Below are 22,499 nucleotides of genomic sequence, written 5' to 3'. Positions count from 1 at the left end.
AGTGAAAACCTCCGTCTCCGGGATGAACGAGGGCGTCGATTCGACACTCGCGTCCGCCATCTCGAAAGTGAAACGCCACGTCCTGCCGCTCTTCGTGATCATGTTCATCGTCAATTACATTGACCGGGTGAACATCGGTTTCGTCCGCACTCACATGGAACATGATCTGGGTATCGGGGCTGCCGCCTACGGCTTCGGCGCCGGTCTGTTCTTCATCGGTTACGCGCTGTTCGAAGTGCCGTCCAACATGCTTTTGCAGAAAGTCGGCGCGCGCATCTGGCTCACCCGCATCATGCTTACCTGGGGCCTGGTCGCCGCCGGCATGGCGTTCATCCAGAACGAAACGCACTTTTACATCCTGCGCTTTCTGCTCGGCGTGGCCGAAGCCGGGTTCTTTCCCGGGGTGATTTACTACTTCACCCGCTGGCTGCCGGGTGCCGAACGCGGCAAGGCGATCGCGATTTTCCTCAGCGGGTCGGCAGTCGCCTCGCTGATCTCCGGCCCGTTGTCCGGCCTGCTCTTGCAGATCAACGGCCTCGGCATGCACGGCTGGCAATGGATGTACTTCATCGAGGGCATGTTTTCCGTGGGGCTGTGCGTGTTCGTGTGGTTCTGGCTCGACGCCAAACCGCATGACGCGAAATGGCTGACCCGCGCCGAACAGGACGCACTGGTCAACGCCATCGACGATGAACAGAAGGCCCGCGAAGCCGCGACGCCGATCCGCCCATCGATGGGCAAACTGCTCAAGGACCGGCAGATCATCCTGTTCTGCCTGATCTACTTTTTCATTCAGCTGACGATCTACGCCGCGACGTTCTGGCTGCCGAGCATCATCAAGAAAATGGGCGAGATGAGTGACTTCCAGGTCGGGCTGTTCAACTCGATCCCGTGGTTGCTGTCGATCGTCGGCATGTACGCCTTCGCCGCTTTCTCGGCCAAGTGGAAGCACCAGCAAGCCTGGGTCGCCACCGCGTTGTTGATCGCCGCAGCGGGGATGTTCATGTCCACCACCGGCGGGCCGATTTTTGCCTTTGTCGCGATCTGTTTTGCCGCGCTGGGTTTCAAGTCCGCCTCATCGTTGTTCTGGCCGATTCCGCAGGCGTATCTGGATGCGCGGATCGCTGCGGCAGTGATTGCTTTGATCAACTCGGTGGGCAACCTCGGCGGCTTCGTCGCGCCCACCACTTTCGGCCTGCTCGAAGAACACACCGGTTCGATTCAGGGCGGCCTCTATGGCCTGGCCGCGACTTCGATCATCGCTGCGATCATCGTCTTCGCCGCACGCACCACACCGAAACCCGCTGCTGACATCGCCGTGGCCGAAGCCGCGCCGAAGCACGCCTGACTTTCGTTCTGAAGAATGCTGACAAGGATAAAAACATGACCGCACACGACACTGCCAAAGCGCCAATCATCACTGAAATGCAGGTGATTCCCGTGGCCGGCCACGACGGCATGCTGCTCAACCTGAGCGGCGCCCACGGGCCGTTTTTCACCCGCAATATCGTCATTCTCAAGGACAACGCCGGCCACACTGGCGTCGGTGAAGTGCCCGGTGGCGAGCGCATCCGCCAGACGCTGGAGGATGCCCGCAGCCTGGTGCTCGGCAGCACAATCGGTAACTATCAGAAGATCCTCAATCAGGTGCGCCAGACCTTCGCCGAGCGTGATGCCGGCGGCCGTGGCCTGCAGACGTTCGACCTGCGCATCACCATCCACGCGGTCACCGGACTCGAAGCTGCCCTCCTCGACCTGCTCGGGCAACACCTCGACGTACCGGTCGCGGCGCTGCTCGGCGAAGGCCAGCAACGCGATCAAGTGAAGATGCTCGGTTATCTGTTTTATGTCGGCGATCAACGCGAGACCGACCTCGCCTACCGCAGCGAACCGGACGCCGATAACGACTGGTTCCGCGTGCGTCACGAGAAGGCCATGAGCGCCGAGGCGGTGGTGCGTCTGGCCGAAGCGGCCAAGGCAAAATACGGTTTCCAGGATTTCAAACTCAAAGGCGGTGTGCTCAGTGGCGACGCGGAAATCGAAGCCGTGACGGCTCTGGCCGAACGCTTTCCCGAGGCACGCATCACCCTCGATCCGAACGGCGCCTGGTCACTGAAAGAAGCGATCCGCCTGTGCCGCGATCAACATAAGGTGCTGGCTTACGCCGAAGACCCGTGCGGTGCGGAAAACGGTTACTCGGGGCGCGAAGTCATGGCCGAGTTCCGCCGCGCTACCGGGCTGAAGACGGCGACCAACATGATCGCCACCGACTGGCGCGAGATGGGTCACGCCATTCAACTGCAGTCGGTGGACATTCCTCTGGCCGACCCGCACTTCTGGACCATGCAAGGCTCGGTACGTGTCGCGCAGTTATGCCATGAGTGGGGCCTGACCTGGGGCTCACACTCCAACAACCACTTCGATATCTCACTGGCGATGTTTACCCATGTCGCGGCAGCGGCACCGGGCGACATCACCGCCATCGACACACACTGGATCTGGCAGGACGGTCAGCGCCTGACCAAGGCACCGCTGCAAATTGTCGACGGTTGCGTGCAAGTGCCGCAGAAACCGGGGCTGGGGGTGGAGCTGGACATGGATCAATTGGCCAAGGCTCACGAGCTGTACAAAGGCATGGGGCTCGGCGCGCGGGATGACAGCGTGGCGATGCAGTTTTTGCTTCCGGGGTGGACGTTCGATAACAAGCGGCCGTGTCTGGTGCGCTGATGCCTTCCCCCTGTAGGAGCTGCCGCAGGCTGCGATCTTTTGATCTTGATCTTCAAAAATCAAAGTCAAAAGATCGCAGCCTGCGGCAGCTCCTGCAAGGGTTTTGTGTCAGGCAGTGATTTGTAGCAGCCAGTTTTTGAACGCCGTCATCGCCGCTGTTTCCGGGCGTGACTGCAAGCGCGTCAGCCAATAACTGCCGGTGGTGATTTCAATCGCAAACGGCTGGCGAATCACGTCCGCCGCCAGTTGTCGGGCGAACATCAGCGGCGGTGCCAACGCTACCCCGCTGCCCTGCAGCGCGGCTTCCATCATCGCCAGCGACGAATCGAAGACAATGCTTTGCGGCGGCGCCGCGTGGGTCGCCAGGCCGGCGGCATGAAACCATTCCGGCCATTCATCGGTGCGATAGGAACGCAGCAAGCGCTGTTGCAGCAGATCGCCCGGGGTATGCAACTGCCGGGCAATTTCCGGCACGCACAACACCGACAGTGGCGCATCCAGCAGACGCGTTGCCTCGATGCCGTGCCACGCCCCGGCACCAAAACGAATCGCGTAATCCAGCCCCTCGGCCGCGACGTCCACCCGGTTGTTGTGAGTCGACAGCCGCAAATCTATGAGCGGATGTTTCGCCTGGAAGTCTGCCAATCGTGGCAGCAGCCAACCGACCGCGAAGGTTCCGACGGCACCCACGGTCAACATTTCCCGATACTGACCGCCGACCAGCCGCTCGAGCATCTGCGCGATATGATCGAACGACGTGGTCAAAACCGGCAACAGGGTCTCGCCTTCACTGGTCAGCATCAGCCCGCGGGGCAGGCGTTTGAACAGGGTGACGTTGAGTTGCGCTTCGAGGCTTTTCACCTGATGGCTCACCGCCGCCTGAGTCACGCAAAGCTCGACCGCGGCGCGGGTAAAGCTCAAATGCCGCGCCGAGGCTTCGAACGCGCGCAGTGCATTGAGCGGCAATTGAGGTCGAATCATGCCCAGTCCCAAATTTTTCTAATGGCTCATCCGAAATATCATCGTTTGTCGACGAGCGCCAGCCTGCCTAAATTGTCGGCGCTGATCAGCTGCCCAACAACAAAATCGCCCGCAGTGTAGCGGGATATCACCCTCAACACTCATGGAGAGTGGTTCACTCATGTCCTTCATCACCCCGAGCAAATTCATTTCCTGCAGCGCTTTCGGCCTGTTTTTCGGCGCCACCGCGTGCATGGCCGCCACACCCGGCGACGAGCAACTGCAAGCGCTGGTGAACAAAGCCGTCACCCCGGTGATGCAGCAGCAGAACATCCCCGGCCTCGCCGTCGCCATCACCATCAACGGCCAACCGCATTACTTTAATTACGGCGTCGCCGCCAAGGACACGGGGCAGAAAGTCAGCGAAAACACCCTGTTCGAAATCGGCTCGGTGAGCAAAACCTTCGCCGCGACCCTGGCCGGCTATGCGCAGGCGACGGGCAAACTGGACCTGTCGACCAAGGCCAGCCAGATCTGGCCAGAACTCAAGGGCAGCGCCTTCGATGGCATCAGCGTGCTGCAACTGGGCACCTACAGCGCTGGCGGCCTGCCGCTGCAATTCCCTGACCAGTGGGACTCGGCGGAGAAGATGCTCGGCTACTACCAACAGTGGAAACCGGGCTTCCCAGCTGGCAACCAGCGTCTGTATTCCAACCCGAGCCTGGGCCTGTTCGGTTATCTGGCCGCCAAGACCCTCGGTCAGTCATATGATCAGGTGATGAGCGAGACCCTGCTGCCGAAACTCGGCCTGCAACACACTTACCTGCAGGTGCCGAAAGCGCAAATGAGCCTGTACGCGCAGGGCTACGACAAGAACAATCAACCGGTGCGCGTCACCCCGGGCGCCATGGATTCAGAAGCCTACGGCGTGAAAACCAGCGCCGCCGACATGCTGCGTTACGTGCAGGCCAACCTGAAACCGGCAAGCCTTGAAACTCCGCTGCAACAAGCCATTGCCAACACCCACACCGGTTATTACAGCGTCGGCGACATGACCCAGGGCCTGGGTTGGGAAATGTACCGTTACCCGATCAGCCTCGACCGCTTGCTGGCCGGCAACAGCACGGAAATGGCCCTGCAGCCGCATAAGGTGCAGTGGCTCAACCCGCCACAGCCGCAGGTGGATAATGTGCTGCTGAACAAAACCGGATCTACGGGTGGTTTTGGCAGTTACGTGGCGTTTGTGCCGTCGAAGGATGTCGGCGTAGTGATTCTGGCGAACAAGAACTTTCCGATTCCGGAGCGGGTGAAGATTGCTCACACGATCCTCAGCGTTTTGACCGACTGAAAATCAAAAGATCGCAGCCTTCGGCAGCTCCTACACCGATCCCATGTAGGAGCTGCCGCAGGCTGCGATCTTTTTGGGCGGACAATAAAAATGGGCGACCTGCAGAGGTCGCCCATTTTTTTGATTCAGGCCATGCCATCAATCATCCGGCATTTCCGGTGGCTTGCTCGGTTTCGCCGGTTTGCTCGCCTTGGCGCCCTTTTCGGCTTTCTTGGCTGCCGGTTCGGCGGCGGTGGCCTTGGTTTCAGCGACTGTCGGTGCGCTGATTTCTTTCTCGCTCGCCGGCAACGCATCAACGGTGTCGAAGATTTTCTTCAGGTCCACCGACTTCGCTTCATCGCCCGAGGCCGAGAGTTTGGTTTCGCCGTCCTTGCCCAGCAGGAACACTTTCGGGTACGCGCCGGCACCGAGCTTCAACGAACGCAACAGGGCCATGGTGTCCTGCTGACCAAGGTCCTTGCCATCGAGTTGTCCGGCCATATTGAGGATGGTGTAGACCTTGATGTTGCGGTCGGCGACGCCCTTCTTGTTCGCCGGATCTTCCAGCGACTTTTTCAGCCCCACCCACACCGGGTCGACGGTACTTTGTGCGATTACGATCAACGGTCGGGCCCGCCCCATATCCCCGGCTATGGGCGAATCGTTGTCAGCGGCGAACAAGGGGCCGGCAATCGCCAGCAAGAGTGTCAGGGTCAGTGACCTGATGAGCATGCGCATCTCCTTTTGATATCCACGCTCTAATGATTGCGCATCGCGGCGATTGTTCCGGGGTCGTGCCCGGCAAATATGTTTCGCCTTGTCAGAAGCTTAGGTCAGCCGCGTCATTGCGCAACCGCATCGGCATAATCGTGACGCGGATTTGATTACCTTTTATGAGCGCATTAGGGTGGTCGTTCTGCCCACGAAATGGAGTTCAACCCATGCACATCGATTACCTGTGTGATCACCCGCATTTGATTGAGGAACTGGCCGAACTCAATTTTAAGGAATGGGGCGAATTCCGTGACGGCGATACCCTTGAGGCCCGCACCGAACGGATGCGCGCCGCCTGCGGCAAGGGTGCGGTTCCCAGCGCGGTGGTGGCCATTGAAGACGGCAGATTGCTCGGTGGCGCGCTGCTGATCGACAGCGACATGAAGATCCGTCCGCAACTGACGCCGTGGCTGGCGGGCGTCTACGTGAAAGCCGAAGAACGCGGACGCGGAATTGCTTCGCAACTGGTCAATCGGATTGTCGAAGAAGCCAGGGCGTTGGGCGTACAGACGTTGTATCTGTACACCGATGCGGCGCAAGCGCTGTATGCGCGGCTGGGTTGGGAGGTGGTCGAGGATCTGGTCTACGAGGATTTGCCGGTGACCGTCATGAAACTCAACATCCTTCATACCCCAGTGTAGGAGCTGCCGCAGGCTGCGATCTTTTGATTTTGAAGGTCAAAAGATCGCAGCCTTCGGCAGCTCCTACATCAGAAAGCCAGTTTATAGCCGATCAACAGCAGCATGGTCGCCAGGCACGGGCGCAGCAATTCATCGGAAATGCGCCCGGTCAGGTGGCTGCCCAGCCAGATGCCCGGCAACGAACCCATCAGCAGAAAGCCCAGCACGCCCCAGTCCATGTTGCCCATGCTCGCGTGGCCCAGACCGGCAACCAGCGTCAGCGGCACGGCGTGGGCGATTTCGGTGCCGACCAGCCGCCGGGTTGGCAGCAGCGGATAAAGGATGAACAACGCGACTGTGCCAAGGGCGCCGGCGCCGATCGAGGTCAGGGCGACCATGGTGCCGAGGATCAGCCCGGTGATCACCGTCATCACATTCAGGCGCGCGCCGCTCGGGTTGTAGTTGCCGCCCGCGCGTTTGTGGGCGAATTCGAGCAGGCGCTTCTTGAACAGAATCGCCAGCGCCGTGGCGAACAGCACGAAGCCCAAGGCCTGTTTGATGATCGCGTTCATCGCCTCGGGCGCGGTGTGCAGCGTGCTGAGAAACCACAAAGTCATGGCGACTGCCGGCACGCTGCCGAGGGTCAGCCATCCGGTGATGGCCCAGTCGATGTTGTTGTTCTTTTTGTGCACCAGCACGCCACTGGATTTGGTAATGGCCGCGTACAACAGGTCGGTGCCCACCGCTGTTGCCGGGTTGATGCCGAACCACAGCAGGATCGGCGTCATCAACGAGCCGCCGCCGACACCGGTCATGCCGACAATAAAACCCACCACCAGCCCGGCGATCACCAGGCCGAAATTTGCCAATTCCATTAAGACGTCCAGAAAAACGACAGGAAAAATCTGGCCCGCAGCATAGCGATTTTTCATATAACTACATATATCGATGCGGTCTATCGTTATGCCTTTGTTCAAATCCACATCATCTCTACTGTAGGAGTGAGCCTGCTCGCGATAGCGTCTCCGCAGACAATTCATTCGTGTCTGATAAAATGCTATCGCGAGCAGGCTCACTCCTACAAAGTCATGCGGTGACGCGCCGGCCTGGTTTGAAGCTGTGATGACGGTTGATCCACACCGTCGCCAGCGCGATCAGCGACAGGATCAACAACGCCCACGGAAACGACATTGCTCCCGCCCGATCCAGCAGCAATCCGCCGAACAGACCGCCGCCGGCAATCGCCACGTTCCAGGAGGTGGTGAGCATCGCTTGCACCACGTCCACGTGCTCGCCAGCCGAATCCGCCGCGGCTGTCAGCAGCAGCGTCGCCGAACCGCCGAACGACAGGCCCCACACGGCCATGCAGGTGTAGATCAGCCACGGCGACGGGGATATCAGCGCCAGCACCAGTGCGGTCACGGCAAACACCGCGAGGCTGATCAGCGTCAGCCAGCGCAACCAGCGGTCCACCAGCAGGCCGATGATCCAGATCCCCACCAGCGAACACAGGCCGAACACCAGCAGCACCAGATCGACGCGCTCGGCCAATCCGGCTTGCATCAGGAACGGCGCAATGTAGGTGTAGAGAATGTTGTGCCCGAGCATCCAGGTCAGCACCACGAACAGCACCGGCCGTACACCCGGGAGACGCAGCGATTGCAGCAACGGCAGACGTTCGGTGCTGACCTGGCCGGGACGATCCGGCACCGCCAGCACAATCCACCCCGCCAGCACCAACGCCAGCGCCGACATGATCCCGAACGAGGCGCGCCAGCCGATCAGGTTGCCCAGCCAGGTGCCCGCCGGGGTGCCCAGCGACAGCGCCACCGGCGTGCCGAGCATGGCGATTGCCAGCGCCCGTCCCTGCTGATGCACCGGCACGATGCCACGGGCGTAACCGGCCATGATTCCCCACGACAGCCCTGCCGCCATCCCGGCGAGAAACCGCGACGCCAGGGTCAAGCCGTAATGGCTGGAGAACGTGGTCACGGTGTTGAACACCAGGAAGCCACCGACCGTCATCAACAGCACCCGCCGCCGTGGCCAGCCCCGGGTGGCCACGGTCAGTGGAATCGCCGCGACAATCGAGCCCAGTGCATACAGCGTCACCAGTTGCCCGGCGAGCACTTCACTGACCCCAAGCCCGGCGCCGATCTGCGGCAGCAGCCCGGCCGGCAAGGTCTCGGTGAGGATGGCGATGAAGCCGGTCATGGCGAACGCCAGTAACGCGGCATAGGGCAGTTTTTCTGTGCGGGTAGCGCGGTCGATACGGTTGAAGTCGGTGCTTGCGGAGTCGGTCATGACAGGTGCAGCTCCCTTTGAGTCAAATGTGATGGAGGATTGTATACAACCTATCCCTCATGACTGACAACACTTCCCTGTAGGAGCTGCCGCAGGCTGCGATCTTTTGATCTTGATCTTAAAAAACAAAATCAAAAGATCGCAGCCTTCGGCAGCTCCTACAGGTTGCGGGGCGTTTTATTGCACCGGCAGGAAATTCAGGAACAGCAGACTCTGCGCGTAATTCAACCCTATGCGCCGGTAGCGCTCATCAAGCATCTGCGCCAGCAGGTCGAGCCGCGCGACGATCTTGCCGAACTCGGTGGCGAAACTCAGGTTGCTGCCCTCCTCCGAAATTTCGTTGGAGAACAGCAGCGGCTGTCCCTCCTTGTTCTGCCGCTGGGCCAGAATCCATGTGGCTTTTTCGATGTTGCGCGCGGCGTTGTGGACGAAGGTCGGGTTGATTGCATCGGTCATGTAGAACTCGATGCGATTGCCGTGGGCGGTGACCAGCATGCTGCCGATGGCATAGATGAAGGCGCCGACCCGATCCCCGAGAAACTCCGGACTCATCGCATAGCTGAGCGCCGCCAGATCCTTGCGCCCGCCCAGCACCGGCAACGGTTGTTGCTGCTCGACTGCCAGGCGCACCTGTTTCACCGCCGTGTTGATGTCGAGGAAGCCCGACTTGCGCAGTTCTTCCGGGTTGCGCAAATACAGCTTGCCCATCAACCGATAAAGACTGTTGAGGTTGTCGCGCATCGCCAACGTGGCCATACGGTCGACGCTGGTCTGCAGAAATTCCTGCGGTTGACCGTCACGCATCTGAGCGATGAAACCGTTGCCGGTCTGGTGCGTGCAACCGCTGACAAACAGCGATGACAGACAGGCCAGCAACAGGAACGGGCGGCGAACAAATCGGGCGATCAGGTGAAAAGCTCTCGGCATGAATTCTCGAACGGGGACATTCCTGTGCGGCGGGCGTCGCCGCATCCTGGCCATGGATAGAGCCGCCGAATCCGGAAAAGTGCAGCGCTGGCACCATTTCCCGACCTTCGGCAACTATTTAGTATGACTTTATATTTGCACTAAACCTTTAACCGGCTATAAATTCTCACTCAATCCACAATTAGCATGACTATTACCCTGTTTTGAAAACAACAACAAAAAGGAAGGTCAACCATGCTTCAATCACGTCACCTGCTCTCCGGCCTCGGACTGTCCCTGATGATCGCCACCCTCTCCGCCAACGCGGCCGGCCTCAGCGCCGAACACAAAGCCTTTGGCAAAACCAATGACGGCACGCCCGTCGAGCAATACATCCTGCGCAACAGCCACGGCATGCAGGCGACCGTCATCACCTACGGCGCCACCCTGCAATCACTGTTGGTACCGGATAAACACGGCAAAGCCGCTGACGTGGTGCTGGGTTTCGACGATGTCCAGGGCTACCAGAAAGGCACGGCGTATTTCGGTGCGACCATCGGCCGTTTCGGCAATCGCCTCGCGGACGGCGCGTTCGAACTCGACGGCAAGCGCTATCAGGTGCCGCAGAACGACAAGTCCAACGCTTTGCACGGCGGCACTCAGGGCTTCGACAAGAAGGTCTGGAAAGCGCAGGAAACCAAGGACAAGGATTCAGTCGGCGTGACCCTCACCTATCTGTCGGCAGACGGTGAAATGGGTTTCCCCGGCAATCTCACCACGCAAGTGACCTATCGCCTGACCGACAGCAACGAGTTGCGCATCGACTATAAGGCCAGCACCGATAAACCGACGGTGCTCAACCTGACCAACCACAGCTACTTCAACCTCGCCGGCGCCGGCAATGGCGACATTCTCAAGCAGGTGGCCACCTTGCACGCCAGCCGTTACACCCCGGTCACCGACAAGTTGATCCCGACCGGCGAACTGGCGCCAGTGGCCGGCACACCAATGGACTTCACCAAACCCACCGCGATCGGCACGCACATCAAGGCCGATCACCCGCAGCTGAAGTTCGCCGAACCGAAACAGGGTGGCTTCGATTTCAACTGGGTGCTGGATACAAAAGGTGATGTGAACAAAGTCGCCGCCGAGGTCAGCGATCCGCAGTCAGGGCGGCATCTGCAGCTGTTCACCAGCGAGCCGGGGGTGCAGTTCTACACCAGCAACTTCCTCGACGGCACGGTCAAGGGCAAGGGTGGCAAGGTCTATCCGCACTGGGGTGCGTTTACCCTGGAAACGCAGCACTATCCGGATGCGCCGAATCAGCCGGACTTCCCGAGCACGCGTCTCGATCCGGGGCAGACTTACAGCCACAGCGTGGTGTTGAAGTTTTCTGCCAGGTAAAAGCTGAAGATCAAGAGATCGCAGCCTGCGGCAGCTCCTACAGTGGGACCCCATCCCTCCTGTAGGAGCTGCCGAAGGCTGCGATCTTTTGCTTTTGAGCCCCATGGAACCCCTGCGCTATCCTGCTGCCCACTAAGGTATGACCATCAGCACAGGAGGTTTGAATGCGTACCCTTGAACTGGCAGGCGTGCAGGTTCCAGTGATTGGCCAGGGCACCTGGCGCATGGGCGAGGATCGCTCGGCGCACAAGCGTGAAGTGTCCGCGCTGCGCCAAGGCATCGAACTCGGCATGACCCTCATCGACACGGCGGAAATGTACGCTGAGGGCGGTGCCGAAAGCGTGGTCGGCGAAGCCATCGCCGGTCTGCGCGACCAAGTGTTTCTGGTGAGCAAGGTCTACCCGCACAACGCCAGCCGCACAGGCATTCCGCAAGCCTGCGAGCGCAGTCTGCGCCGGCTCGACACCGATTACATCGACCTCTATCTGCTGCATTGGCGCGGCCAGTATCCGCTGGAAGAAACCGTCGAAGCCTTCGAACGCCTGCGCGAGGACGGCAAGATCGGCCGTTGGGGCGTGTCGAATTTCGACGTCGATGACCTCGAAGAGCTGGCCAATCCGGCCTGCGCCACCAATCAGGTGCTGTACAACCTGGAAGAACGCGGCGTCGAATTCGACTTGCTGCCCTGGTGCCAACAACAGCGTATGCCGTTGATGGCGTACTGCCCGATCGGTCAGGGCGGCGCGATGCTCGTCGAACCGGTACTGAACAAGATTGCCGCCCGTCACAACGTGACCCCGGCACAGGTTTCACTGGCGTGGATTCTGCGTCAGGATGGTGTGATTGCGATTCCCAAGGCTGTGCGACCGGAACACGTGCAACTCAATGCACAAGCGGCGCAGTTGCAACTGGATGCCGGGGATCTGGCGGCGCTGGACCAGGTATTCAAAGCGCCACAACGCAAGCAGCGGCTGGCGATGGTCTGAGTCGCTGGCCGTTGGCGAGGGCTTCGTCATGAGAAGCACTGATCAGTACGACCTGTTCAATCTGCAGCGTTTCGTCCAGGCGCAGGACCCGGTGTTCGAACGGGTCCTGCGTGAACTCGACGAGGGGCGCAAGCGTAGCCACTGGATGTGGTTTGTGTTCCCGCAGTTCGCCGGGCTGGGCGGCAGCGAAATGTCCCGACGCTTCGCCATTCAGTCCGCCGAAGAGGCGCAGGCCTATCTGGCCCACGATTTGCTCGGTGCGCGGCTGCGTATCTGCACGCAGTTGGTGCTGAACATCCGCCAGCGTTCGATTGCCGAGATTTTCGGCCACCCCGATGACCTGAAATTCCATTCCTCGATGACCCTGTTTGCGCAGTTCAGCGCCGAAGATTGCCCGTTCGCTCAGGCACTGGAGCGCTACTTCCACGGCATCCTTGATGAATGGACCCTGCAACTGCTGGACTCAAAACAGGTCCAGTTGCCCCCCGATCAGGGTTGAGAAGTCATCGTCGACGAACGGCAGAATCGCGTCCGCCACCGGCTGCAGCTGGCGAGTGATGTAATGGTCGTAGTCAATCGCGGCGCGGCGCACTTCCAGCGGCTCCGGGCCGGCCAGGGTGATCACGTAACTGATCCAGCCGCCGTTCTGGTATTGCCGCGGGCGCCCGTGCTGCGCGTTGTAATCGTCGGCCAGGCGCGCCGCACGCACATGCGGCGGCACGTTGCGTTCGTAGTCATCAAGGGTGCGGCGCAGGCGTTTGCGGTAGACCAGTCGCTCATCGAACTCGCCGGCCAGGGTCTTGCGCACGTAATCGCGCACGTAATCCTGATACGGCTTGCGCTGGAAGATCCGCTCGTAGAGTTCCTGCTGGAACTGCCGGGCCAGCAGCGACCAGTCGGTGCGCACGGTTTCCAGGCCCTTGTAGACCATTTCGTCACTGCCGTCGGCGCGGGTAACGAGGCCGGCGTAGCGCTTTTTGCTGCCCTCCTCGGCACCGCGAATGGTCGGCATCAGAAAACGTTTGTAGTGGGTTTCGTACTGCAATTCGAGAGCACTTTGCAGGCCGTATTCCTCACGCACGTGCTCGCGCCACCAGTCGTTGACATGCTTGACCAGCGCCTGACCGATCTGCGCGGCTTCCTCCTGCCCGTGCGCGCGACGCAGCCAGACGAAGGTCGAGTCGGTGTCGCCATAGATCACCGCGTGGCCCTGCGCTTCGATCAGCTGACGGGTGCGCAACATGATCTCGTGGCCGCGCAGGGTGATCGACGATGCCAGCCGCGTATCGAAAAACCGGCAGCCGCTGGAGCCGAGCACGCCGTAGAAGGCGTTCATGATGATCTTCAGCGCTTGCGACAACGGTGCGTTGTGCTCGCGCTTGGCGGTCTCGCGACCTTCGGCGACCCGCGCGACAATCGACGGCAGGCAATGCCGGGTGCGCGAGAAACGTGCACCGCGAAACCCCGGCACCGAGTCGGCATCGTCCGGGTGCTGCAAGCCTTCGATCAGCCCCACCGGGTCGATCAGAAAGGTGCGGATGATCGACGGGTACAGGCTCTTGTAATCGAGCACCAGCACCGACTCGTACAGCCCCGGTTGTGAATCCATGACGAAGCCGCCGGGGCTGGCCTGTGGCGGATTGGTCCCCAGGTTCGGCGCAACGAAACCCTGACGGTGCATCAGCGGCATGTACAAATGGGTGAACGCCGCCACCGAGCCGCCGCTGCGATCTGCCGGCAGGCCGGTGACGCTGGCGCGTTCGAGGAGAAACGTCAGCAGTTCGGTCTTGGCGAAGATCCGCGTCACCAGCTCACAGTCCTTGAGGTTGTACTTGGCCAGCGCCGGTTTGTCCTCGGCGAACATGCGGTTGATCTCGTCCATGCGCTGGTACGGGTTGTCGATCGCCTTGCCCTCGCCGAGCAGGGTCTGCGCGACGTTTTCCAGGCTGAACGAGGGAAAACTCCAGGTCGCCGAGCGCAGCGATTCAATGCCGTCGATGATCAGCCGCCCCGCCGCCGAGGCAAAGTAGTGCGTGCGGCTACCGTGTTCGCGCCACTGCATCTCTTCGCCGCCACGACCGATTTTCAGCGGCACGCCGAGGCGCCGCGCATGTTCGTGGAGGATGCGCAGGTCGAACTGCACGACGTTCCAGCCGATGATTGCGTCGGGATCGTGGCGGGCGAACCAGTCATTGAGTTTCTTCAGGATCACGGTGCGCGAGTCGCAGTATTCGAGATCGAAGTCGACGATGCTCGCGTCACCGTTCGGCGCGCCGAGCATGTACACCTGACGCTGGCCGCAACCTTCCAAAGCAATGGAATACAGTTCGCCGGTTTCGGTGGTTTCGATGTCCAGCGAGACCAGGCGCAGTTTGGGCCGGTATTTGGGATCGGGCTTCAGTTGGGCGTTGAGCAAGACGCCGTCGGCATCGGCAGTGCCGCTGAACAGCACCGGCGCGGTGATGAAGCGCTCCATCAGGTAGCGTTCCGGCGGGCGCACGTCGGCTTCATAAACGTCGACGCCGGCGCGGTTGAGCGCGGTTTCCAGGCGCATCAACTGGCCGTGTTGCTGACAATACAGGCCCAGCACCGGGCGATGCTCGAAATCCTGCAGGGCCAGCGGGCGCAGTTCGACGTTCTTTTCGTCGTGCAGCAGGCGTTCGGCCGCTTCGCGTTGTACGGCGGGGATAAACGCCACCGAAGTCTGCGGCGCCAGGCGCACACGGCGCGGCCCGGCGTCGGTCGCCAGCCAGAACTCGACTTCGGTGCCGGCCGGGGTATCGCGCCAATGCCGGGTCAGGACGAAGCCCTGCTGTAAATCCACCGCTGCAACCTCAGGAATTGAATCAGAGGGGCATTCTACGCTGCCCTTCAAGGGATAACCCCATTCCCTGTGGTGAGGGAGCTTGCTCCCGCTCGGCTGCGCAGCAGTCGCAAAACCAGGCAATGCCGTGCATCAGGCAAACCGAATTCTCAGGGTTTGGGCCTGCTACGCAGTCCAGCGGGAGCAAGCTCCCTCGCCACAGGGTTAGAGGTGAGCCGGAAAAACCGGCAAATGACGTTTTTTGCGTGCTATCTGCCGCTTTGCCACCTTGCCCTGCGCGCAAGGGTCTACGATGCTTGAATAACAACGACAACACCTGAGTAACCGCCATGAAGACCGTCGCCCAACTGCTCAAGCTCAAAGATCAGAAAAATCAGGAAGTGCACCATATCGATCCCGGTCACATGGTGCTCGAAGCGCTGATGAAAATGGCCGAGAAAAACGTCGGGGCCTTGGTGGTGATGGAAGATGACAAAGTGGTCGGCATCATCAGTGAGCGTGATTACGCACGCAAACTGGTACTGCACGGGCGCTCGTCAGTGGGAACACCGGTGCGCGACATCATGGTCAAGGACGTCATCACCGTGGACACCCACCAGACCGTCGACACTTGCCTGGGCATCATGTCCGATAAACGCCTGCGCCACTTGCCGGTGGTGGAGAACGGCAAGCTGATCGGCCTGCTGTCGATCGGCGACCTGGTGAAAGAGGCGATTGCCGAGCAGGCGGAACTGATCAAGCAGCTGGAGCAGTACATTCGCGGGGAATAATCCCCAAGATCAAAAGATCGCAGCCTCCGGCAGCTCCTACAGAGAACAGTGTAGGAGCTGCCGGAGGCTGCGATCTTTTGATCTTTACACTCTTAAACCGGCCAATGCCGGGCAAACACCGGCGCCAGCACCGGGTGCCGGTCGATACGCTGCAACCACGCATAGAATCCCGGACGGCTCTGGCGCAGGTGTTCGCGGCTCCCCGCCCAACGCGTCACCACGGCCGCCAGCACGTCCAGCGCGCCGGGCGTTTCGTCGTCCAGGTACAACTCGGCGGAAAACTGGTCCGCAAACACTTCCCAGCTCCAGTGCAAACGCTCCCGCGCGCCGGCCATCAGGTTCTGCCGTGAGGCTTCGTCCGGCATCACCAGCCAGCGCTCGGGATAATCGATGACACCGATGGCCGCGTAGCAATTGCTGGCGATGTAGACCATGCCGCGAATCGCCTGATCGCGATCAGCCGCCTTGGCCGGCAACAGACCGGACTCGGGAAAACTCAGGCCCAGATGAATCAGAATCGCCACACTCTCGGTGATCGCACTGCCATCGGGCAATTGCAGGGTCGGCACCTGCTTCAGTGGATTGAGGCGCGCCAGTGCCTCGGTGGCTTCGCTTGAGGCTTCGATATCGATAAAGCGATAGGCGATCTGGCATAACTCCAGCGCCGCCTCGATGGCTGCGGCACCTGAATTGCGATGTCCGTACAGTTGATACATGCCCCCTCCTCGATCTCGACAGATCTGTGTAGCCCTATTTATAGCGGGTGTATCCGCTTTGGCACGTTTTTCCCATGCAATCGCGACTTGCGAATCCAAACCTCGCAAAACAGCGCTGGCGGTGCCCATCCCGCACCAAGAGCAATCATCGAACGCTATCCGCGTTCTTGTAAGGTGCGATACCGAACCAAAAGTTCGCGTATCCGAGCTGGCAACAAGGAGTTCACCGCGTGAATCTTCAAACGCTCTGCAAAGCCTGTTGGTATCCATCGGCGCAAAGCCGAGTTCGCCGTAACAGTCCCGGCAATCAATACCCTTACCTTATTACCTGAACCCGACACTCATGCCCTGCGTTTGGCGCCATTGGTTGCGCCAGCGGCAGCACACTATTTATTTTTTAAATACAACCCATCAAGTTATTGCGCAAACAACAGTTCGAAGACCAAAAGCAGGATTGTCGAACAATAACTTTCAGGTTTTTCGTTATTGCACCAAAAGCGCTCCACCGATCACAACTAACCAATATCCAGACATTGATTTCAATTGAACAAAAACAAGGAATACAGCCTGTGACCCGCTAATCCATTGACCCGCACCAATTCTGTCCGTCGCGCACCAGCAAGTGCCCCGGCAGACCCGAGCTCAGCCGCTCTATCTGGCGAATCCGCCTGATACGGCGCCAGGCCTGACTCGCTTGTAAAAAAGCCCCGAAGAACGGGGCCGTGGACAGTCACGCACTAAAGAAAACTCGGCGCGCCAATAAAACTTATATAAATGCGACATGGGTAACAGCCGTGAAATAACCACTCTACATTTCGGCAACAATTGGCACAGCGGTTGCAAAACAAAATTCGAACACAAGATCTGTAGGAGCTGCCGCAGGCTGCGATCTTTTGATGTTGCCTTTAAAGATAAAGATCAAAAGATCGCAGCCTGCGTCAGCTCCTACATAAAGCACCAGAACAACCAGGGAATGGCCAATGAACACTCGAAATCGATGGCTCTAAGCCAGTAACTGTAAGCAAGCCCTGTTCTATAGATAGTTCAACTATCGGCCTGCGTACACCTTGAAGAAAGTTACACCCACCCACTCGAACATCACCCCAATGTTCGGACGGCACCTTATTGCCCTTCATCAACCCGAGGGAGCTTTAATGAACGATGCGGTAAAGCACAGAACCCTGCCGGGGTCGTTACGGGAAGCGCCAATCCCGCCGTCACCGGACAGGCCGGCCTTCACAGCCAACACTTCGCAGCCCGGCGGTTTGAACAAGCAGCAGATGCTGTTGCTGGTGGCGGTGTCGGCGCTGATCCACGGCGGCGCCTGGTGGTTTTTCCAGCAGACCCGGCCCGAGGCACTGCCGACTCCGCCGCAGATTCCGGAAATGACTGTCGAGTTGACCAGCCCGACGCCGCCGGCACCGCCCACGCCGGAACCGCCACCTCCGCCCCCACCTCCCCCACCTCCGGAACCGGAACAACCGGTGGAAGACGAAGACGCGGTCAAGCCACCGCCAAAACAGGTGGAAAAAACCAAGCCGATCGAAAAACCGAAACCGGTCGAGAAGCCCAAACCGGTGAAGAAAGTCGAGCCGCCGAAAGCTCCGCCCGCCCCGGCACAACCGGCCGCTCCCGCTGCGCCGGCGACACCGAGCGCGCCACCAGCCCCGGCCGCCGCGCCTGGCCCGGTCAAGGAATCGGCAGCGATTTCCGGCCTTGCCAGCCTTGGCAACCCGCCGCCGGAATACCCGTCGCTGGCGCTGCGGCGCAATTGGGAAGGCAGCGTGGTGCTGCGCATTCAGGTGCTGGCCAACGGTCGCGCCGGCTCGGTGACAGTGACCAAGTCCAGCGGCAAGCCGCAACTGGATGAAGCCGCCGTCGCGGCGGTAAAGAACTGGAAGTTCATTCCGGCCAAACGCGGTGACACGCCGATTGACGGCTTCGCCACCCAGACCATCGATTTCAAATTGCCGCAATAACGGCACAACCCGACGAACTCACAACCGACTTAATGCAAGCGAGGTGTAGCGATGAACAATTCACTGTCTTCGATGATTGTCCCCGGTGTGCTCTGGGGCCTGGTGCTGTTTTCCGTGGTCAGCTGGGCGATCCTGCTGGTCAAGTCGGCGCAATACCTGCGCCAGAAAGCCCAGAACAAACAGTTCAGCAAAGCCTTCTGGGGCGCACCGGATCTGCTCACCGCGGCCGAACACGCCAGTCAGTACCCGGGCTCGCTGGCGCGCATCGCCAGCAGCGGCTTCGAAGCTTTGCTGGTGGAAGAATCGCCGCGCACCACGCAACAACTGGCGCACACCATCAACCGTTCCGATCGCCTGGAGCGCAACCTGCGCCAGCAGATTCAGAAGGAACGCCGCTCGCTGGAAAACGGTCAGGCGATTCTCGCCAGTATCGGCAGCACCGCGCCGTTCATTGGCCTGTTCGGTACCGTGTGGGGAATCATGGAAGCCCTGCAAAGCATCGGCGAAACCGGCTCGGCCAGCCTTGAAGCGGTCGCCGGCCCCATCGGTCATGCACTGATCGCCACTGGCGTGGGGATCGCCGTCGCGGTCCCGGCAGTGCTGATTTACAACTTCTTCCTGCGCCGCCTGAAACTCGCCTCGGCGGACATGGATGACTTCGCCCACGACTTCGACGCCCTCGCCTCACGCAGCGCGTTCTCCATCAGCCGCCAGGCCATCGCCAGCAAAACCACAGCCGCCGTGCGGGAGGCCAGCTGATGTCCTTTTCTACCCAAGACAGCGATGAAGTGCTCAGCGAAATGAACGTCACGCCGCTGGTGGACGTAATGCTCGTGCTGCTGGTGGTGTTCATCGTCACCGCGCCGCTGATGACCAACGCGATCAAGGTCAACCTGCCGAAAACCGACGCCGTCGCCCCCGCCGAAAAGAAAGACCCGGTGGTGGTCAGCGTCGATCAGGACGGCAAGTTCTACCTGGCAAAAACCGAACTGGCGCCGGAGTCTTTGGAAGCCAGCCTCAAGGAGGTCAAGGCCAAGGACGCCGAAGTACGCGTGCAGTTGCAGGCCGACGCCAACGTCAATTATGGCCAGGTGGCCAAGGCCATGGCATCCATCGAACGTTCGGGCATCAGCAAGATTTCGGTGATGACCACCCACTGAGTGCGGTGCGGGCGCGCGTTGAGAAGCGCGCCCGGCACCGCTGAAGAATCCCGTCGCAATCAGCCGACCGAAAAAACGCCAGGCGTCTTCGGAGGGGATCGGCTTGCTTGAAGAAAGTGGTTTTCCGCACGCGGTATCACCGAAAGCGGAGCAATGAGGGGCTCACAAGGCCATTTCGATAACGTCTGACAAGTCGGAAACAACCATGCTGATGAACACTCCACGCTTCACGCTCAAACCTTTGGTGGCAACGATCTCTCGTCACCGTTTTGTCCCGTTGTATCTGGTGGCCATGGGGATGGGCGCCGGGACTGTGCAAGCCGCCGAGGATGACAACGCGGCCGTGCCCGCTGCGGCAGCGGTGGTGGCGCCGACCACGCAACTGCAACGGGTGGAAGTGACCGGTTCGGCGATTCGCCGGGTCGATGCGGAAACGGCGGTGCCGATCACCATTCTGAAAGCCGATGAGTTGCGCAAACAGGGCGTGACCACCACCGCCGAACTGGTGCAGCGGATCACCGGCAGCCAGTCGATCAACAACAGCGCCGGCTCGGTCGGCGCCGCCACCGGTGGCGCTTCGTTTGCCGACATGCGCGGCATCGGCGCGAACAAGACGCTGGTGCTGCTCAACGGTCGACGCCTGGCGAACAACGCCTTGTCCGGCACCAACTCGGCCGGCGGCGCGGTGGATCTGAACATGATCCCGTTTGCCGCCATCGAGCGCGTTGAGGTCCTGCGCGACGGCGCGTCGGCCCTCTACGGCACCGACGCCATCGGCGGCGTGATCAACTTCATCACCAAGAAATCCATGACCGACGGCCAGCTCACCCTCGGTGGCGAAACCCCAACCCACAGCGGCGGCGGTGCCACCAAAGACATGAGCGCCAGTTGGGGCTACGGTGATCTTGAACAAGACCGCTTCAACGTGCTCGGCGTGTTCAACTACAACAAGCAGCAGAACCTCGACGCCAACGACCGCTCCTTCGCCCGCGACTACGACCCTGGTCGTGGCTTGGACCAGACCTCCGGCACCGCATTCCCCGGCAACTACAGCCAGAACGGCAACGCCACCAACCCGTTGGCCAACAGCAATTGCAACGGGCCGAACCTGGTGGCGCGCGATGGCCTGTGCCGCTTCAGCACCCGCGAATACATCGACCTGATTCCGCAAACCGAAAAGACGTCGTTCTTCGGCAAGACCACCGGCAAGCTGGCGGATGACCACAACGTCAACCTCGAATACTTCTGGTCGCGCAACAACAACGCCACCGCTGTCGGCCCGGCCCCGCTCACCGGTTTGAGCCTGGACTCGTCGTCGCCCTACTACCCCGGCAACGGCATCACCCCCGGCCCGACCGGCTTCGCCCTCGACCCGACGCAACCGGTCGATGTGAACTGGCGCGAGACTGCTGCCGGCCCGCGTGAATCGAAAGACCAGAACACCAGTCAGCGCTTTCTGCTGAGCTTCGATGGTCTGGTCGGCGGCTGGGATTACAACGTCGGCGCCTCGTACAACCAGAACAAAATCGTCTCCAGCGTCACCAGTGGATATGTCAGCGATCAGGCGATGATCAACGGCCTGGCCAGCGGTCTGCTCAACCCGTTCGGTCCGCAATCGGCCGCTGGTCAGCAGTACATCGACCAGGCCATGTACCACGGCGCCTACTCCACCGCCGTCGGCCGCGTGGCCGGGTTTGACGGGCGGATCAGCCGCGAAATCGGCGACTGGTTCGGTGCCGGTCCCTCCGGTCTGGCGCTGGGTGGCGAGTACCGCAAAGAGAAATTCCACCAGGACTTCGAACAGTTTGCCGGTGACATCCAGAGCCTCGGCATCGACCCGGCCGGCAGCGTCGAGGGCGACCGCAGCGTGAAAGCCGCGTACGCCGAAATCAACGTGCCGGTGCTCGACAGCCTCGAACTGTCCGCCGCCGTGCGTCACGATAAATACAGCGACTTCGGCAGCACCACCAACCCGAAATACTCGTTCCGTTATCAGCCGCTCAAAGAGCTGGTGGTGCGCGGCGCGTACAGTGAAGGCTTCCGTGCGCCGTCACTCTACGAGCTGTATTCGCCGCGCAGCATCACTTACACCCAGGGCTACTACAACGACCCGGTGCTGTGTACCGGTGGCGTGGTACAACCGGGTGGCAACGGCGGGCGCGATTGCGGCCAGCAGTTCCTCAATCAGATCGGCGGCAACGAAGATCTGGCCCCGGAGAAGGCGCGCAACGTGACGCTGGGCTTCGTCTATCAGCCGGTCAGCAACCTGTCGGTGGGTCTGGATTTCTGGTGGATTCACATTTCCAATCAGATCCAGCCGTTCCCTGAATCCACCGTGTTCGATCAGGCCGGCAGCTACCCGGATCGCTTCGTGCGCAACGCCGATGGCACGCTGAACTACATCGTCACCGGCAACGCCAACCTCGGCATCGTCGAGACCAACGGTGTCGATGTGTCGCTGGATTACCGCTTCCCGAACACCCCTTACGGCCAGTTCGGCCTGGGGCTGCAAGGCACCTACGTCGACAGTTATGACTTCCAGAGCACCATCAAAGGCCCGTTCACCGACAAGGTCGGCGACTTCGAAGGGGACGGGGTGATCGCGCGCTGGAAACACAACCTCACCGGCAGCTGGACCTTCGGCGCGGCTCGTGCGTCGCTGACCAACCGCTTCACCACCGGTTACAACGACTACGACCGCGATACCCATGCGCGCGTGGCGTCGTATTCGGTGTGGGACCTGTCGGCCGGCTACACCTTCAATAAGGTGCTGGACGTGGATGCGGGGATGAAGAACATGTTCGACCGCAACCCGCCTTTCACCAACCAGGCCTACAACTTCCAAAGCGGTTATGACCCGCGCTACACCGACCCGCTGGGCCGCACGCTGTTTGCGCGCATGACGTATCACTTCTGACCCCAGGGCTGGACACATCCTTTGTGTGACTGAGCTTTTGTGGTGAGGGGATTCATCCCCGATGGGGTGCGAAGCGCCCCCAAAACCTGAACTGCGGATGACCAGAATCACCGCATGCAATGGGT

19 protein-coding genes are annotated in these 22,499 nt (G+C 60.5%); 12 read left to right on the top strand and 7 right to left on the bottom strand.

The features are described from left to right. The first annotated feature begins 1 nt into the window (after position 1). On the top strand, positions 2 to 1,348 hold the full coding sequence (locus JN524_RS14555; protein WP_202369774.1) for an MFS transporter: 1,347 nt from the start codon (positions 2 to 4) through the stop codon (positions 1,346 to 1,348). Positions 1,349 to 1,383: 35 nt separating this feature from the next. Then, entirely contained in the window at positions 1,384 to 2,727 is a 1,344-nt protein-coding gene (gene gudD / locus JN524_RS14550) for a glucarate dehydratase (protein ID WP_202369773.1), read from the top strand. 108 nt (positions 2,728 to 2,835) lie between these two features. On the opposite strand, the gene JN524_RS14545 is transcribed toward gudD, so the two are convergent. Then, positions 2,836 to 3,708: a LysR family transcriptional regulator gene (locus JN524_RS14545; protein WP_202369772.1), complete on the bottom strand. Its 873-nt coding sequence runs from the start codon at positions 3,706 to 3,708 to the stop codon at positions 2,836 to 2,838. Between the two features lie 160 nt (positions 3,709 to 3,868). On the opposite strand from JN524_RS14545, the gene ampC reads away from it, so the two are divergent. After that, positions 3,869 to 5,035 (top strand): class C beta-lactamase, encoded by a 1,167-nt coding sequence (ampC, locus tag JN524_RS14540; RefSeq protein WP_202369771.1) that lies wholly within the window; start codon positions 3,869 to 3,871, stop codon positions 5,033 to 5,035. Between the two features lie 138 nt (positions 5,036 to 5,173). Here ampC and JN524_RS14535 read toward each other — a convergent pair whose 3' ends face one another. Continuing rightward, on the bottom strand, positions 5,174 to 5,746 hold the full coding sequence (locus JN524_RS14535) for a DUF4174 domain-containing protein (RefSeq protein ID WP_202369770.1): 573 nt from the start codon (positions 5,744 to 5,746) through the stop codon (positions 5,174 to 5,176). Positions 5,747 to 5,955: 209 nt separating this feature from the next. Between JN524_RS14535 and JN524_RS14530 the strand changes: the two genes are divergently transcribed. After that, entirely contained in the window at positions 5,956 to 6,429 is a 474-nt protein-coding gene (locus JN524_RS14530) for a GNAT family N-acetyltransferase (protein WP_202369769.1), read from the top strand. A 68-nt stretch (positions 6,430 to 6,497) separates the two neighbouring features. Here JN524_RS14530 and JN524_RS14525 read toward each other — a convergent pair whose 3' ends face one another. The 3 genes from JN524_RS14525 to JN524_RS14515 form a co-directional block, all read right to left on the bottom strand. Then, a complete protein-coding gene (locus JN524_RS14525; protein ID WP_064586898.1) occupies positions 6,498 to 7,283 on the bottom strand; it encodes a sulfite exporter TauE/SafE family protein in 786 nt (261 codons plus the stop codon). A gap of 211 nt (positions 7,284 to 7,494) precedes the next feature. Further along, positions 7,495 to 8,712: an MFS transporter gene (locus tag JN524_RS14520; RefSeq protein WP_202369768.1), complete on the bottom strand. Its 1,218-nt coding sequence runs from the start codon at positions 8,710 to 8,712 to the stop codon at positions 7,495 to 7,497. Positions 8,713 to 8,889: 177 nt separating this feature from the next. Beyond that, positions 8,890 to 9,639: a hypothetical protein gene (locus JN524_RS14515; protein WP_202369767.1), complete on the bottom strand. Its 750-nt coding sequence runs from the start codon at positions 9,637 to 9,639 to the stop codon at positions 8,890 to 8,892. 234 nt (positions 9,640 to 9,873) lie between these two features. Between JN524_RS14515 and JN524_RS14510 the strand changes: the two genes are divergently transcribed. From JN524_RS14510 to JN524_RS14500, 3 genes are all read left to right on the top strand, one after another. Beyond that, a complete protein-coding gene (locus JN524_RS14510) occupies positions 9,874 to 11,022 on the top strand; it encodes an aldose epimerase family protein (protein WP_202369766.1) in 1,149 nt (382 codons plus the stop codon). 164 nt (positions 11,023 to 11,186) lie between these two features. Beyond that, complete coding sequence (locus tag JN524_RS14505) at positions 11,187 to 12,008, top strand: aldo/keto reductase (RefSeq protein ID WP_202369765.1); 822 nt, start codon at positions 11,187 to 11,189, stop codon at positions 12,006 to 12,008. Positions 12,009 to 12,036: 28 nt separating this feature from the next. Next, entirely contained in the window at positions 12,037 to 12,507 is a 471-nt protein-coding gene (locus JN524_RS14500) for a DUF1810 domain-containing protein (protein WP_202369764.1), read from the top strand. Here JN524_RS14500 and JN524_RS14495 read toward each other — a convergent pair. Next, positions 12,472 to 14,832, bottom strand: a complete 2,361-nt coding sequence (locus JN524_RS14495; RefSeq protein WP_202369763.1) for a DNA polymerase II — start codon at positions 14,830 to 14,832, stop codon at positions 12,472 to 12,474. The two genes, JN524_RS14500 and JN524_RS14495, sit on opposite strands and share 36 nt — an antisense overlap. Positions 14,833 to 15,161: 329 nt before the next feature. On the opposite strand from JN524_RS14495, the gene JN524_RS14490 reads away from it, so the two are divergent. Next, the gene (locus JN524_RS14490) at positions 15,162 to 15,602 is read left to right on the top strand and encodes a CBS domain-containing protein (protein WP_027613875.1); all 441 of its coding nucleotides are present in this window, start codon (positions 15,162 to 15,164) and stop codon (positions 15,600 to 15,602) included. A gap of 92 nt (positions 15,603 to 15,694) precedes the next feature. Here the strand turns inward: JN524_RS14490 and JN524_RS14485 are convergent, their stop codons facing one another. Then, a complete protein-coding gene (locus tag JN524_RS14485; RefSeq protein ID WP_202369762.1) occupies positions 15,695 to 16,318 on the bottom strand; it encodes a glutathione S-transferase N-terminal domain-containing protein in 624 nt (207 codons plus the stop codon). A 1,154-nt stretch (positions 16,319 to 17,472) separates the two neighbouring features. On the opposite strand from JN524_RS14485, the gene JN524_RS14480 reads away from it, so the two are divergent. The 4 genes from JN524_RS14480 (at position 17,473) to JN524_RS14465 (ending at position 22,374) form a co-directional block, all read left to right on the top strand. Further along, positions 17,473 to 18,297, top strand: coding sequence for an energy transducer TonB (locus JN524_RS14480; RefSeq protein ID WP_202369761.1), 825 nt, complete (start codon positions 17,473 to 17,475; stop codon positions 18,295 to 18,297). 51 nt (positions 18,298 to 18,348) lie between these two features. After that, the gene (locus tag JN524_RS14475) at positions 18,349 to 19,056 is read left to right on the top strand and encodes a MotA/TolQ/ExbB proton channel family protein (RefSeq protein ID WP_007966644.1); all 708 of its coding nucleotides are present in this window, start codon (positions 18,349 to 18,351) and stop codon (positions 19,054 to 19,056) included. Next, a complete protein-coding gene (locus JN524_RS14470) occupies positions 19,056 to 19,457 on the top strand; it encodes an ExbD/TolR family protein (protein ID WP_003223575.1) in 402 nt (133 codons plus the stop codon). The genes JN524_RS14475 and JN524_RS14470 overlap by 1 nt, the downstream gene beginning before the upstream one ends. 205 nt (positions 19,458 to 19,662) lie before the next feature. Continuing rightward, positions 19,663 to 22,374 carry a TonB-dependent receptor gene (locus tag JN524_RS14465; RefSeq protein ID WP_202369760.1) on the top strand — a complete coding sequence of 904 codons (2,712 nt, stop codon included), beginning with the start codon at positions 19,663 to 19,665 and terminating at the stop codon, positions 22,372 to 22,374. Positions 22,375 to 22,499 lie beyond the last annotated feature (125 nt).

It is taken from the genome of Pseudomonas sp. MWU318, from assembly GCF_016756945.1.
In the GTDB taxonomy this organism is placed as follows: Bacteria; Pseudomonadota; Gammaproteobacteria; order Pseudomonadales; family Pseudomonadaceae; genus Aquipseudomonas; species Aquipseudomonas putida_A.
Note: the sequence above shows the minus strand (reverse complement) of the source record. Positions and strands in the feature narration are given on the sequence as shown.